General features: G+C 36.0%; 10 protein-coding genes. 5 read left to right on the top strand and 5 right to left on the bottom strand.

The window, feature by feature from the left end; all coding sequences use genetic code 11:
- The first annotated feature begins 118 nt into the window (after window positions 1-118).
- Window positions 119-388: a DUF5339 domain-containing protein gene (locus J3U19_RS10285; protein WP_267346239.1), complete on the top strand. Its 270-nt coding sequence runs from the start codon at window positions 119-121 to the stop codon at window positions 386-388.
- 17 nt (window positions 389-405) lie between these two features.
- Here J3U19_RS10285 and J3U19_RS10290 read toward each other — a convergent pair whose 3' ends face one another.
- From J3U19_RS10290 to J3U19_RS10300, 3 genes are all read right to left on the bottom strand, one after another.
- Entirely contained in the window at window positions 406-891 is a 486-nt protein-coding gene (locus J3U19_RS10290) for a thermonuclease family protein (RefSeq protein ID WP_267346240.1), read from the bottom strand.
- A 273-nt stretch (window positions 892-1,164) separates the two neighbouring features.
- Window positions 1,165-1,686 (bottom strand): bifunctional 3-hydroxydecanoyl-ACP dehydratase/trans-2-decenoyl-ACP isomerase, encoded by a 522-nt coding sequence (gene fabA / locus J3U19_RS10295; RefSeq protein ID WP_267341901.1) that lies wholly within the window; start codon window positions 1,684-1,686, stop codon window positions 1,165-1,167.
- A 146-nt stretch (window positions 1,687-1,832) separates the two neighbouring features.
- Complete coding sequence (locus J3U19_RS10300) at window positions 1,833-3,413, bottom strand: AAA family ATPase (RefSeq protein ID WP_416380275.1); 1,581 nt, start codon at window positions 3,411-3,413, stop codon at window positions 1,833-1,835.
- A gap of 378 nt (window positions 3,414-3,791) precedes the next feature.
- On the opposite strand from J3U19_RS10300, the gene J3U19_RS10305 reads away from it, so the two are divergent.
- Window positions 3,792-5,567, top strand: coding sequence for a DUF3413 domain-containing protein (locus J3U19_RS10305; RefSeq protein WP_267341898.1), 1,776 nt, complete (start codon window positions 3,792-3,794; stop codon window positions 5,565-5,567).
- A gap of 203 nt (window positions 5,568-5,770) precedes the next feature.
- On the opposite strand, the gene lipA is transcribed toward J3U19_RS10305, so the two are convergent.
- Window positions 5,771-6,730 carry a lipoyl synthase gene (gene lipA / locus J3U19_RS10310; protein ID WP_267341897.1) on the bottom strand — a complete coding sequence of 320 codons (960 nt, stop codon included), beginning with the start codon at window positions 6,728-6,730 and terminating at the stop codon, window positions 5,771-5,773.
- Window positions 6,731-6,748: 18 nt separating this feature from the next.
- Window positions 6,749-7,366, bottom strand: a complete 618-nt coding sequence (gene lipB / locus J3U19_RS10315; RefSeq protein WP_267341896.1) for a lipoyl(octanoyl) transferase LipB — start codon at window positions 7,364-7,366, stop codon at window positions 6,749-6,751.
- A gap of 377 nt (window positions 7,367-7,743) precedes the next feature.
- On the opposite strand from lipB, the gene aceE reads away from it, so the two are divergent.
- From aceE to lpdA, 3 genes are read left to right on the top strand one after another with little or no spacing between them, the layout of a single operon-like run.
- Window positions 7,744-10,410 (top strand): pyruvate dehydrogenase (acetyl-transferring), homodimeric type, encoded by a 2,667-nt coding sequence (aceE, locus tag J3U19_RS10320; RefSeq protein ID WP_267346241.1) that lies wholly within the window; start codon window positions 7,744-7,746, stop codon window positions 10,408-10,410.
- Between the two features lie 12 nt (window positions 10,411-10,422).
- Complete coding sequence (aceF, locus tag J3U19_RS10325; protein WP_416380274.1) at window positions 10,423-12,033, top strand: dihydrolipoyllysine-residue acetyltransferase; 1,611 nt, start codon at window positions 10,423-10,425, stop codon at window positions 12,031-12,033.
- A 17-nt stretch (window positions 12,034-12,050) separates the two neighbouring features.
- The gene (gene lpdA / locus J3U19_RS10330) at window positions 12,051-13,475 is read left to right on the top strand and encodes a dihydrolipoyl dehydrogenase (protein ID WP_267346243.1); all 1,425 of its coding nucleotides are present in this window, start codon (window positions 12,051-12,053) and stop codon (window positions 13,473-13,475) included.
- Window positions 13,476-14,076: the final 601 nt, after the last annotated feature.

Consider the following 14,076-nt stretch of genomic DNA (forward strand, 5'->3'; position numbering starts at 1 on the left):
TAAGATAGATACTAGTCATCTGCGTTATAGTCTAAATCTTCTCTTTTTTTCCGCAAAAAATCACAAATTATCATTTTAGTAAAAATTTTAATAATTATTAAATCATAAAGGGAAAACAATGAAAAAGTTAATATTAACATTAACTATGGTCATGTTGAGTTGCTGTTCTGCTGCAACAGCGGATACAACAGAATCATGTAAAGTATATTTCGATAAAGTAGAAAGCATTTATAAAAATGTGCCTGAAAATTCCTTCAATAAAGAAATCATTGAAATAATAAAACAAAACCTCGAGAAAGCAAAACAAGAAATTATTGCTATGCCAGAAGATAAACAAATTGAAGCTTGTGCTCAAGGTTTAGCGATACTTAAACAGATCGAAAAATAGAATTTTGCTAGAAGAATTTAACGGTTGTTATTACGCCGAAAATCCCAAGGGGCTATTGGTTTTTCATCTTTCCATAGTCCTTTTTTGCTTTGTCTAGCCTTTTCTTCGATGTTCACCATGAGTTTATTGTTGGCCATACCTTTATACCGATAAGCCCAAGCATAGCCACTTTCAACCATTTTAGTATTAATATTTACTTTATTTAAGAAAATAGTGCCTAATGTTCTTTTATACATATCTTTTTTGCTTGACTTAACAAACACTCTTTTACCGGCGATAAGTGAGGCTAAATATTGTTTCGACTTATTGCCATATGCCTGATTGCTTTCGGGTGCATCAATATCAAGTAAACGGACTCGAATTTTTTGTTTCTTAATGGTTAATATATCAACTGTATCGCCATCAATAACTTTGATTACTTTACCATTAACATCAGCGTAAACAAAACTATTTAAAAATAAAGATAAAAGAATAAAAATAATAAAACGTTTTAAGAAAATCATAAATTGTACAGGATTAACAGGGTTAGATATTAAAATCAGATAAGCAGAGTGATGAGTTAGCGTTATGACTTATTGAAAGTGACAATGCGTTTTGCGTTATGGTGAAAATGTCTTTCAATCTGTTATAAGACATCAACAATATAATAAAAAATTTTATTATATTGCATCAATAAAGCATAACCATGATGACAATAACTTATAAAGCTAACTAAATAGATTTGGTATTCTATTCTTACATTATAAGTAAATATAAGAATAGATATTCAAATTAACTTAAAATTCACTTGTATCTTTAAAAAGCCCCACTTTTAAATCTGATGCTTCGTAAATTAACTTACCATCAACAAAAACTTCACCATCGCCAATCCCCATAATTAATTTACGATTAATCACGCGTTTAAAATGAATTTTATAAGTCACTTTTTTATTAATTGGAAGTATTTGTCCTTTAAATTTAACTTCGCCTACTCCTAAAGCACGACCTTTACCTTTACCGCCAATCCAACCTAAATAAAACCCGACTAATTGCCACATAGCATCAAGACCAAGACAACCAGGCATTACCGGATCATTTTTGAAATGACATTTAAAAAACCATAAATCAGGGTTAATATCAAGTTCTGCTTCGACATAACCTTTACCAAAATTACCACCATCTTCATTCATTTCAATTACACGATCCATCATTAACATTAAATCAGATGGTAATGGTGGACCATCATGACCAAATAGTTGACTGTTGCCTGACTTAATCAGATCTGCTTTATCATACGAAGATTTACGTTCAAATGTCATAAAAAAAACCTTTTATCAAATGTAATTACATGCGTGGCAAATATAATAAAATTATTTAGCGCCATGCTTAAAAACCCCAAAAGCGAGTAATACACTTCATTTAAACCAATTAATCAATGAAATGCTGAGATAAAGTTTATTGCGTATTACTGTTTTTTGCAATATTTTTGCAATTTTTTCAGCCAACTATCGTGTTTTTTTTCTTGTATTAATACTGATTGCATACGCGCATGTATCAGTTTATATAAGTTGATGCTACTGTTATCTTTATAAGGTATTCCTGTAAGCAGATAAAGTGCATCAGCGATATGCTCAACTGTCCAAATTGAGAACTGCTTTTGTTCAATTGCTTCAATAACCTCATCATTTAAACTTAAATGACGTTGATTCGTTGCAGGGATAATCACACCTTGTCGTCCAGTTAAGCCTTGATGTCTACAAACAGCAAAAAAACCTTCAATTTTTTCATTCACACCACCAATGGATTGTACATGACCAAACTGATCCACTGATCCAGTTACTGCCAGTTGCTGATCTATGGCCTGACCCGATAAGGCGCTAATGATTGCACAAAGTCCAGCAAGTGATGCACTATCGCCATCTATTTCATTGTAAGATTGTTCAAAAACCAATGAAGTAGAAAAAGGAATTTGGTGATTAATAGCAAATTCAGACATGATAAAAGCTTGCATAATCATCATTCCTTTGCAATGGATATTACCCGCTAAATCCGTTTTACGTTCAATATCAATTAACTCTCCATCACCCAAATGAATAAGACAACTTAAACGTGCTGGCTCTCCAATTGCTTTTGGATACCCAGGATATTCAATCACAGATAAACCGTTAATTTGACCCACAACATGATCTTTTGTGTTAATCATGATTTGATTAGTAAAGATTTCATCATGTAATCTTTCTTGCAAATAAGCTTCATGCCAGAATTTTTGTTCGATTGCTTGAGTAATAGCGAATTCGTTTATAGTATCATCTTGTGCATAATGGGTTGCATTTACCAAAACAGAATGAACCCAATCCACTGAAAGAGGTAAATAATATTGATCACCTGTATAGCGTGTTGCTTCTTTGTAAAGTTTGCCAAGCGCTGAATTATCGATATTAAGCAGCTGATGGCTGTCAGCAATAAATCTCAAATAATCGATCCATTGATTAATGTCTTGTGATGATTTTATTGGTAATTCATTCTCATATTCAGTATATATTGAGGTTGCATAAAATTCTGGTTCAAAATCTTGTAACTCAGCTAAGCTTAATCTATCACCAACCAAAATAACCCGTAAATCAAGGGGCATTGAAGGTATAGACAACGGTAGAGGATGTGATTCATCAGACGAAAACCATTCAAACTCCTGCTTAATGACCATTTGTTTTAATTTTGTCCAAAGCTCTGGTTGGTTAAGTAATGAACGCAGCCCCAAAATTAAAATGCCACCATTCACTTGATGAACTAAACCAGCTTGTAGTTTGATTTGACCATTTTCAGGTTGTCTGACACAACCAAATAGCTTTTCAAAATCAACAGCCGAAACAGCTAAACAACTGTCTTGAACGGCAAAATTATCTTGTCTGCTTTTCGCTTTGCTCAGCGTAATTTTATTTTCATTGAAAAAATAGCTATAACCTAATTCTGATGTTGATAAATCAGATTTAACTGCTTTCGCTAATAAAGAAAATAAAAGCTCACTTTCTGGTGCTTTTAATAGCATAAATCGTGGACTGTAATTTGCTCTTTTATGCGGGCATAATAATGATAAAGCCGAAGCAATGCGAGGTTGCCATTTAAGTAAATGACCTGTTCTATCAGATACGGATCGGGTTGTATCTCCTTGTGTACTCAGTGCATAAATTTTTGCTAAATCGGGTTGGATCTGTTGTGATTTGAGTTGTGTAATTGCCAAAATTATAATCTTTATTGTTAGCTAAATCGATCCGAGAATTATAACAAGTATCGATTATAACGCCAACAAATTACCTAAATCTTTATGCTAACGAATAAAAAAATTACAGAAAGATTTTTTAAAATCAGGTAAACTATATCACAAATTAATAGGTACTTACCATCTCATCATTACCAACGATTAAATATGCTCAAACTTAAAAGTAACCACTTCAAAGATGAACAGACCACTCAAATTGTCAGTTGGGGGCATTGGTTTACCTTGTTTAATATCTTTGTCGTAATTGCTTTAGGTAGTCAATATTTATTTATTGCTGATTGGCCGCGTACTTTTATGGGGCGATTTTATGCCATTATTAGTGCAATTGGTCACTTCAGTTTTTTAACGTTTATTGCTTATCTAATCTTACTCTTTCCCTTAAGCTTTTTTATTCGTTCGGCTTGTTGGCAACGAATGATAGCCATAATCATTGCTACCTTAGGTATTGCATTACTTCTAATTGATATTGAAGTATTTTCGCAATTTAGAATGCATCTTAATTTATCAATTTGGCAACTGTTAACAACGAAAAATGGTTCATTTTTAAGTACTAACCTAATTATTGTTCCATTTATTTTGCTTTTAGAAATATTGTTTGCAGTATGGAGCTGGAAAAAATTACGCAGTTTAAGTAAACGAAAACGCTTTGCGAAACCTATTGTCATTGTGTTTATGCTGAGTTTTGTCTCTTCCCACCTAATTCATATTTGGGCAGATGCCAACTTTTACCGACCAATAACCATGCAACGGTCTAGTTTGCCTCTTTCTTATCCGCTGACTGCTCGGCATTTTCTTGAGCGTTATGGCTTTATTGATGAAAGTGACTACCGTAATCGTATTACTCAAGAAGGGAATCCGTTTGCGCTTACCATTGAATATCCTTTAGATCGTATTACATTTGACGATACACAATTATCGAAAAAAAATGTACTTATGATAGTTATTGATGGTTGGAATTATAGTTTACTGACAGAAAATATGCCGTGGTTAAGTGACTTTGCTAAAAATAATATTTACTTCAATAATAATTATGGTACAAGTAATCAAGCCTATTTAAACGATTTTTCACTATTTTATGGTTTGGATCCCAATTATTACAACAGCATATTAACCAGTCATAAAACATCTACGCTTTTTGATGTAGTGAATAAACAGCACTATAATTTAGGATTATTTTCAACAAGTGGATTTGCTGAGCCGCTTTATCATTATGCTTTATTATCTAACTTTACCTTACCCGATCCAAAAAATAAGAATAACAAACAGACAACGGATAATTGGATCACATGGTACGATAAACAAAGTAAGTTAGACAATCATGCGCCACTGTTTTCGATTATTCAATACTCGGTTGGTAACAAAAATAAAAAAATGTCCTTATCGGAATTAGAATCCAATGCGACCAAACTCGATCAGTGTTTGAAATCAATAATTGATCATTTAAAATTGTCTAATCTATTTGCTGACACCATTATTGTCATTACGGGCACTAACGACCTAAAAATTGATAAAGTTAAAAAAACAGTTTCACGTAATGATGGTAACAACTTTAATCGAGAATATCTAAAAGTACCATTAATTATTTCCTGGCCGGATAAAGAAAATATCGAATATCACCATGTTACTTCACAAACCGATATATTGCGGACATTGATGCAAGATGCATTCAATGTCACAACGCCACCACAGCAATACAGCCAAGGTAAAAATTTATTTAATCAAACCTCTAAACCGTGGATCGTTGCGGGAAGTGAAAGTAAGATTGCGGCACTTTATGATGATAAAACCATAGTGATTGATGAATACGGTCGTTCCAAAGTTTATGATCTGACGGATAAATTATTAAAAGATGAAAAAATTAGTTTGCCAATATTTTTACAAATTGTCACCGAAAACCGCCGATTTATGGTGGTCGATAACTAACGTTACTTGATTTATTTATTATATTTTATCATCATAAAAATGAATTAGTACACATTTTGCTCAAAAAACTCAAATAAGAACATTTTGTATTAATCTGCTAGGATGACCGATATATAAAATTAGATGATATAACGGTCATCATCATCGAAAAATGACAGCCTAATATAAGCATGATTTTTTTAAAATCAATTGCCAAATTTTGCCTATTTCACTTCTTTTCCCATCGCTTGTAAATCGGCATGATAAGAGGAACGAACAAATGGTCCACAGGCAGCATGAGTAAATCCCATACTTAAAGCAATCTGTTTGAGTTCGTCAAATTCTTCCGGTGACACATAACGCTTAACTGGTAAGTGGTACTTACTTGGTTGTAAATATTGACCAAGCGTTAACATGGTTACCCCATGACTTCGTAAATCTTTAAGAACCTGAATTAACTCTTCATTCGTTTCTCCAAGACCAACCATTAAACCTGACTTGGTCGGAATATCGGGATGCTTTTCTTTGAATGCCGATAGTAATTTAAGGGAGCCTAAATAATTGGCACCAGGTCGAATTTCTTTATATAACCGTGGAATGTTCTCTAAATTGTGATTAAAAACATCAGGTGGATTATCGCTTAATACTTCAATTGCCTCGTCGATACAACCGCGAAAATCGGGTGTAAGCGTTTCAACTTTAATAGTGGGGCTAAATGCACGAATTTCCCGTGTACAATCGGCAAAATGGCTTGCTCCGCCATCTTTTAAATCGTCACGATCTACTGAGGTGATCACTACATAACGCAATTTCATCTCTTTAATGGTTTGAGCGAGTTTACTCGGTTCTTCTCGATCGGGTGGTAATGGGCGCCCGTGGGCAACATCACAAAATGGACATCGACGCGTACAGATATCCCCTAAAATCATAAAAGTGGCTGTACCATGATTGAAACATTCCGCGAGATTAGGGCAAGACGCTTCTTCACACACAGAATGTAAGCCATGTTTGCGCATGGTACTTTTAATATGAGTGATATTAGTGGAATGAACAGGTATTTTAATTTTCATCCATTCAGGTTTTTTTAATGGTGCCGCATCTTCTAAGGTAACGGTCGGAATAAGTCGTGTTTTATCCGCATCTCGATATTTTGAACTTCTGACTATAGTTTCATTATTTTGCATAATAGATATCTTATTAGATTAGTTTGTTAACAGATTGATAAAATTATTGGTTAACAGGTGTTTTAATTCAGAACGATTAATTTGTGGGACAAATTCTTTTAATTGCGTCATCTGCAATCCAGCGTAACCACAAGGATTGATGTTTTTAAATGGTGCCAAATCCATATCGATATTTAATGCAAGCCCATGCAAAGTGCATCCTCGTTTGATATGTAATCCTAAAGAGCAGATCTTTTTATGATTAATATACACCCCCGGAGCCTCCGCTTTGGCATAAGACATAATAGCATAATGTGCCAAAGTTTGAATGACGGATTTTTCTAAACAGTGAACAATATCACGAATACCTATTTTACGACGTTTTAAATCAAATAAGATATACATAATTTGCTGACCTGGTGCATGATAGGTAATTTGTCCACCACGATCGGTTGCTACAACCGGAATGTCAGATTGATGCAATAAATGTTCTGGTTTGCCAACTTTGCCTTGAGTAAAAATGGGATAGTGTTCAACTAGCCATATTTCATCAGGCGTTTGTTCATTGCGATTGAGCGTAAAGTCATGCATGGCTTGGTAGGTTTGCATGTAGGGTTGAGTATCTAACTCTCTAATTATAATATTGTTAATCATCATAATATTTTTCGCTCTAAGCAAATTTTAATTTTAGTAAATTAACTTCTATATATCAGATTTTACTATAGCTTGACAACACATAGGCAAACACGGTATAACCAAGCATAGTATTTCTTGCAATTCTATGTTTCTTAAATTTGATTTATATCATATAATTAACTTTTTTTTTACATATTAATTGAAATAGTTGATTAATTTGATAGGAATTAACATTCCTTTCTAACCAATTGTCTGCTTTACTTTTTTTTGGAAAATGGCAGACTTATGTTCATGAAGCTCCGTAATGCAGAGTTGAAGCTTGTAAAGTTAGTTATAGTTTTGACTGTAGCTAAGGATGGCAAATCCTGCATTTTTATAACAAAAAAAGAGGTTTTTATATGTCGGACATGCAAATGAATGATATCGATCCTGTTGAAACGCAAGATTGGCTCAAGAGTCTTGATTCAATCATCCGTGAAGAAGGAATCGAACGCGCTCAGTACATTATTGAACAAATCGTCAATAAGGCAAAAGAAGGAGGGGTTCCTTTACTTTTTGGTTCTTCAACAAGTAATTATATTAATACCATTCCAGTAGAAGAACAGCCAGCGTATCCGGGCGATTGGGAAATAGAAAGACGTATCCGTTCCATCGTACGTTGGAATGCAATTATGATGGTGTTAAGAGCATCTAAAAAGGATTTAGAGCTTGGTGGTCATATGGCATCATTCCAATCCGCAGCAACTTTTTATGAAGTCTGTTTTAACCACTTTTTTAGAGCTCGAAATGATAAGGACGGTGGTGATTTAGTTTATTTCCAAGGTCATATTTCCCCAGGTATCTATTCAAGAGCATTTATCGAAGGTCGTTTGACTGAAGAACAACTTGATAATTTCCGCCAAGAAGTACATGGCAAAGGTCTTCCATCTTATCCGCATCCTAAATTACTCCCTGAATTTTGGCAATTCCCGACAGTTTCAATGGGATTAGGACCAGTTAGTGCTATTTATCAAGCACGATTCTTAAAATATTTAAATCACCGCGGTTTAAAAGATACAACAGAACAAACTGTTTATGCTTTCTTAGGTGATGGTGAAATGGATGAACCTGAATCTAAAGGTGCGATTACCGTTGCCACTCGTGAAAAACTCGATAACTTAGTTTTTGTTATCAACTGTAACTTACAACGTTTAGATGGCCCAGTGACAGGTAATGGTAAAATCATCAATGAATTAGAAGGTGTTTTTGCTGGTGCAGGTTGGAATGTTATCAAAGTTATTTGGGGCGATCGTTGGGATAAACTTCTCCAAAAAGATAAATCTGGTAAGTTAGTAAGATTAATGAACGAAACGCTGGATGGTGATTACCAAACCCTGAAATCAAAAGATGGTGCTTATGTACGTGAGCATTTCTTTGGTAAATACCCTGAAACAGCAGAATTAGTAAAAGATATGTCTGATGAAGAAATTTTCAGACTTAATCGTGGTGGTCAAGACCCATCCAAAATGTTTGCTGCTTTCATGCGTGCAAAAGAAACCAAAGATCGACCGACAGTTATTTTAGCGCATACTATTAAAGGTTATGGTATGGGTGAAGCTGCAGAAGCGAAAAATATTGCTCATCAAGTGAAAAAAATGAATATGGATGGTGTGCGTCATGTACGTGATTTCTTCAATATTCCAGTTACCGATGATGCATTAGAAAAATTACCTTATATTAAATTTGAAGAACATACACCTGAATACAAATATATTCATGAACGCCGTAACGCTTTACATGGTTATGTTCCGTCAAGATTAACTCATTTTTCAGGTACTGTCTCAATTCCTTCATTAACGGAGTTTGCTCCATTACTTGAGGCACAAACTAAAGAAATTTCAACCACCATTGCTTTTGTACGAGCGCTTAATATCATGTTAAAAGATAAAGAATTGGCGCCACGTCTGGTACCAATTTTAGCTGATGAAGCTCGTACGTTTGGTATGGAAGGTCTATTCCGCCAAATCGGTATTTATAATCCGCATGGTCAACAATATACGCCACAAGATAGAGAACAAGTGGCTTATTATCGTGAAGATGAAAAAGGACAAATCCTACAAGAAGGGATTAATGAATGTGGTGCTACTGCATCATGGATTGCGGCAGCAACATCTTACAGTACTAATGATTATCCAATGATTCCATTTTACATCTACTACTCAATGTTTGGTTTCCAACGTATTGGTGATTTGATGTGGGCAGCAGGTGATCAGCAAGCGCGTGGCTTTATGATTGGTGGTACTTCTGGCCGTACAACCTTAAATGGTGAAGGGTTACAACATCAGGATGGTCATAGCCATATTCAAGCTTTAACAATTCCAAACTGCATATCTTACGATCCGGCTTATGCTTATGAAGTTGCTGTTATTATGCAAGATGGTTTACGTCGTATGTACGGTGAACAAGAAAACGTTTATTACTATATTACGACACTAAATGAAAACTATGCACAACCTGCAATGCCTGAAGGTGCGGAAGAGGGTATCCGTCGTGGTATCTATAAATTGGATACCGTTCAAGGTCAAAAAGGGAAATCAACCGTTCAATTATTGGGTTCAGGCTCTATTTTACGTCATGTTCGTGATGCGGCGGAGATATTAGCAAAAGAGTATGGCATTGGTTCGGATATCTACAGTGTAACGTCATTCACTGAACTTGCTCGTGATGGTCAAGATTGTGAACGCTACAACATGTTGCATCCAAGTGAAACGCCAAAAGTACCTTATGTGGCACAAGTGATGAATAATAATCCAGCCGTTGTTTCAACCGATTATATGAAACTGTTTGCAGAACAGATTCGTGGTTTTGTACCAGCTGAAAATTATCGTGTATTAGGAACGGATGGTTTTGGACGCAGTGATAGCCGTGAAAATTTACGTCATCATTTTGAAGTTGATGCTTCTTATGTTGTCATTGCTGCATTGGGTGAACTTGCTAAACGTGGTGATATTGAAGCCAGTGTTGTTGAAGACGCGATCAAAAAGTTCGAGATCAATGCCGATAAACTCAACCCACGTATTGCATAAGAGGTAACAAGAATGAGTATTGAAATTAAATTGCCTGATATCGGTAATGATGAAGTTGAAGTTACCGAAATTTTAGTAAAAGTGGGTGATAAGGTCTCTATTGATGATAACATCATGACTGTTGAAGGTGATAAAGCCTCAATGGAAATTCCTGCTCCACAAGCTGGGATTGTTAAATCGATCATTGTAAAAGTGGGTGATAAAGTTAAAACTGGTGTGGACATCATGGTCTTTGATGAAGAGGGCGGCGCCGCTGCACCAGCTCCGCAAACCGCAGCACCAAAAGTTGAAGCCACGCCGACGACTTCATCTGTTAGTCAAATTGTTGATGTCAATGTTCCTGACATTGGGGGTGATGAGGTCGAAGTTACCGAAATTTCAGTCAAAGTAGGTGATACTGTTGCAATTGATGACAATATTATCACCGTTGAGGGTGATAAAGCCTCAATGGAAATTCCTGCACCTGTTGCAGGGGTAGTTAAAAATATTATCATTAAAGTGGGTGATAAAGTTAAAACAGGTTCCAAAATTATGGAATTTGAAACAACCACAGCAACTTCACCTGCGGCTATTAGTACAGCACCTGCGACAATACCTACTTCAAGCCCATCTGCATCAACAACTGCGGTTTCGGTATCGCCGACTGCGCCAACCACTGCACCAGCATCAGTACCCTCTACCTCTGGCAATGATTTTGTTGAAAACGATGCCTATGCGCATGCCACACCGTCAGTACGTCGCTTAGCGCGTGAATTTGGTGTTAATTTAGCTAAAGTCACACCGACAGGACCAAAAAATCGTATTTTACGTCAAGACATTCAAACGTATGTTAAAAATGCGGTTAAACAAGTGGAAAGTGGCGTTGCGGGTGGTGCTTTACCTGGCTTATTACCTTGGCCAAAAGTTGATTTTAGCAAATTTGGTGAAATAGAAAGCTTACCATTGACCAAAATTCAAAAAGTATCGGGAGCTAATTTACATCGTAACTGGGTAATGATCCCTCATGTAACCGAGTTTGATGAGTCAGACATTACCGATCTTGAAGTATTCCGTAAACAACAAAATGCCGAAGCAGAGAAGAAAAAACTCGATCTTAAAATCACACCACTGGTCTTTATCATGAAAGCGGTAGCCAGCGCATTAACAGCGTACCCACGTTTTAACAGCTCGCTATCTGAAGACGCACAAACACTAATTATCAAAAAATACATTAATATTGGCGTAGCGGTTGATACACCAAATGGTCTTGTTGTGCCAGTATTTAAAGATGTGGATAAAAAAGGTATTGTTGAGCTTTCTCGTGAACTTGCAGAAATTTCCAAAAAAGCACGCGATGGCAAATTAACCGGTAGTGATATGCAAGGCGGTTGCTTTACCATTTCTAGCTTAGGAGGAATTGGTACTACTTCATTTACGCCAATTGTGAACGCGCCTGAAGTAGGCATTTTAGGTGTTTCTCGTTCTAGCATGAAACCAATTTGGAACGGCAAAGAGTTTACGCCTCGCTTAATGTTGCCATTATCATTATCTTTTGATCACCGCGTGATCGATGGTGCAGATGGTGCACGCTTCCTAAGTCATATTGTTAACGTCTTATCCGACTTACGTCGTTTAGTGATGTAGTGGGAGGAACATAGATTATGAGTCAAGAAGTTAAAACACAGCTTGTCGTATTAGGTGCAGGTCCAGCGGGTTACTCCGCTGCCTTTCGAGCGGCCGATCTTGGGCTGGAAGTCACCTTAGTTGAACGTTATTCAACCTTAGGCGGTGTATGTCTGAATGTAGGGTGTATTCCTTCTAAAGCATTGTTGCATGTCGCAAAAGTTATGGATGAAGCCAAATCATTGACCGCTCACGGTATTCATTTTGGTACACCAAAACTCGAATTAGATAAAGTGCGAGCTTGGAAAGAAAAAGTCGTTAATCAACTGACTAACGGTCTTGCTGGCATGGCAAAAATGCGTAAAGTAAACGTGATTCAAGGTGATGCTCAGTTTACTGGTAGTCATACTATGGATGTCATCTCAGCCAAGGGTATTACTAAAATTACTTTTGATAATGCCATTATCGCCGCAGGTTCCCGCCCTATTCAATTACCTTTTATTCCTCATGACGATCCTCGTATTTGGGATTCAACTGATGCATTGGCATTAACAACCATCCCTAAAAAATTATTATTAATGGGAGGGGGAATTATCGGTCTTGAAATGGGTACGGTATATCATGCTTTAGGTTCAGAAGTGGATGTGGTTGAAATGTTGGATCAAGTGATCCCGGCTGCCGATAAAGATGTGGTTAAAGTCTTTACTAAGCAGATTCAAAATAAATTCACGTTAAGGCTTGAAACGAAAGTGACAACAGTTGAAGCAAAACACGATGCAATTTATGTCACTATGGAAAAGAAAGACGGAACCGTTGAAACTCATACTTATGATGCGGTATTAGTGGCAATTGGTCGCACTCCTAATGGTAAACTCATTAGTGCTGAAAAAGCTGGCGTAAATGTTACCGATCGAGGTTTCATCGAAGTTGATAAGCAAATGCGTACCAATGTTCCTCATATTTATGCAATTGGTGATATTGTTGGTCAACCAATGTTGGCTCACAAAGGTGTACATGAAGGGCATGTTGCAGCAGAAGTGGTTGCGGGTAAAAAACACTTCTTTGATCCTAAAACGATTCCTTCCATCGCCTATACTGAACCTGAAGTGGCTTGGGTTGGTTTAACTGAAAAAGAGGCAAAAGAAAAAGGCATCGATTACGAAGTTTCGATTTTCCCATGGTCAGCATCTGGACGAGCTATCGCATCTGATTGTTCAGAAGGTATGACTAAGTTGATTTTTAATAAAGCCGATAATCGCTTACTTGGTGGTGCCGTAGTGGGAGCAAATGGTGGTGAATTACTTGGCGAAATCACTTTAGCCGTTGAAATGGGCTGTGATGCAGAAGATATTGCCTTAACCATACATGCTCACCCAACATTGCATGAATCAATCGGTTTAGCTTCTGAAATTTTTGAAGGTTCCATTACCGATCTACCTAATGCAAAAGCTATAAGAAAATAAACTTTCCTTTTGAGGAATTGCCGTCAGTTAACGCTGACGGCTTTTTTATTCTTATCTTATTGGATTAAATTTTATTTTAGACAAAACAGCCAATGATTCAGTGCATTGCATATTAAAGGCGCGTTCATTTGATAACACCTATTTAGTGAAAAAAGAAAACGAAACGGCATACACTCCTGAATATTTTTTACAAATTATTTTTTCATGTGTTCATAAAATCCGATTTCTAACGCATCATAAACTTCATTTTTTAACCACACGAAAATTCCATTTATTTGGTTTATCTTATTGATAGGTTAAAACCCATTTTTTATTTTGCCGTTCGTGATTTTGTCAAAAAGTTTGAGGAAAAGGGTATGCTTCAGTAACCATAATTTTGGCAATTAAAACTTGATTAACATTCCGTACAAACTATTCCAAAACAATCGGCGAAAGTACAATGCGATTTCTCGTTTTCTTTAATAATGCTTAAGCAACAAATCTCAAAGATATTTTATTGATTTATTAATGATCTGGGTAAGTTATCTTCTTAAATTAAAATTAAAGTATTTTTCAAAAAAAGGTTGCAAAATACACGAAACAGGGTATTTTATATTCTTTT

The organism is Gilliamella sp. B2828, assembly GCF_026537125.1.
In the GTDB taxonomy this organism is placed as follows: domain Bacteria; phylum Pseudomonadota; class Gammaproteobacteria; order Enterobacterales; family Orbaceae; genus Gilliamella.

Excerpts from the sequence above, each read along its gene's own strand:
- J3U19_RS10285 (WP_267346239.1), top strand. The coding sequence starts at position 119 with ATGAAAAAGTTAATATTAACATTAACTATGGTCATGTTGAGTTGCTGT.
- J3U19_RS10290 (WP_267346240.1), bottom strand. The coding sequence starts at position 891 with ATGATTTTCTTAAAACGTTTTATTATTTTTATTCTTTTATCTTTATTT.
- fabA (WP_267341901.1), bottom strand. The coding sequence starts at position 1,686 with ATGACATTTGAACGTAAATCTTCGTATGATAAAGCAGATCTGATTAAG.
- J3U19_RS10300 (WP_416380275.1), bottom strand. The coding sequence starts at position 3,413 with ATGCTATTAAAAGCACCAGAAAGTGAGCTTTTATTTTCTTTATTAGCG.
- J3U19_RS10305 (WP_267341898.1), top strand. The coding sequence starts at position 3,792 with ATGCTCAAACTTAAAAGTAACCACTTCAAAGATGAACAGACCACTCAA.
- lipA (WP_267341897.1), bottom strand. The coding sequence starts at position 6,730 with ATGCAAAATAATGAAACTATAGTCAGAAGTTCAAAATATCGAGATGCG.
- lipB (WP_267341896.1), bottom strand. The coding sequence starts at position 7,366 with ATGATGATTAACAATATTATAATTAGAGAGTTAGATACTCAACCCTAC.
- aceE (WP_267346241.1), top strand. The coding sequence starts at position 7,744 with ATGTCGGACATGCAAATGAATGATATCGATCCTGTTGAAACGCAAGAT.
- aceF (WP_416380274.1), top strand. The coding sequence starts at position 10,423 with ATGAGTATTGAAATTAAATTGCCTGATATCGGTAATGATGAAGTTGAA.
- lpdA (WP_267346243.1), top strand. The coding sequence starts at position 12,051 with ATGAGTCAAGAAGTTAAAACACAGCTTGTCGTATTAGGTGCAGGTCCA.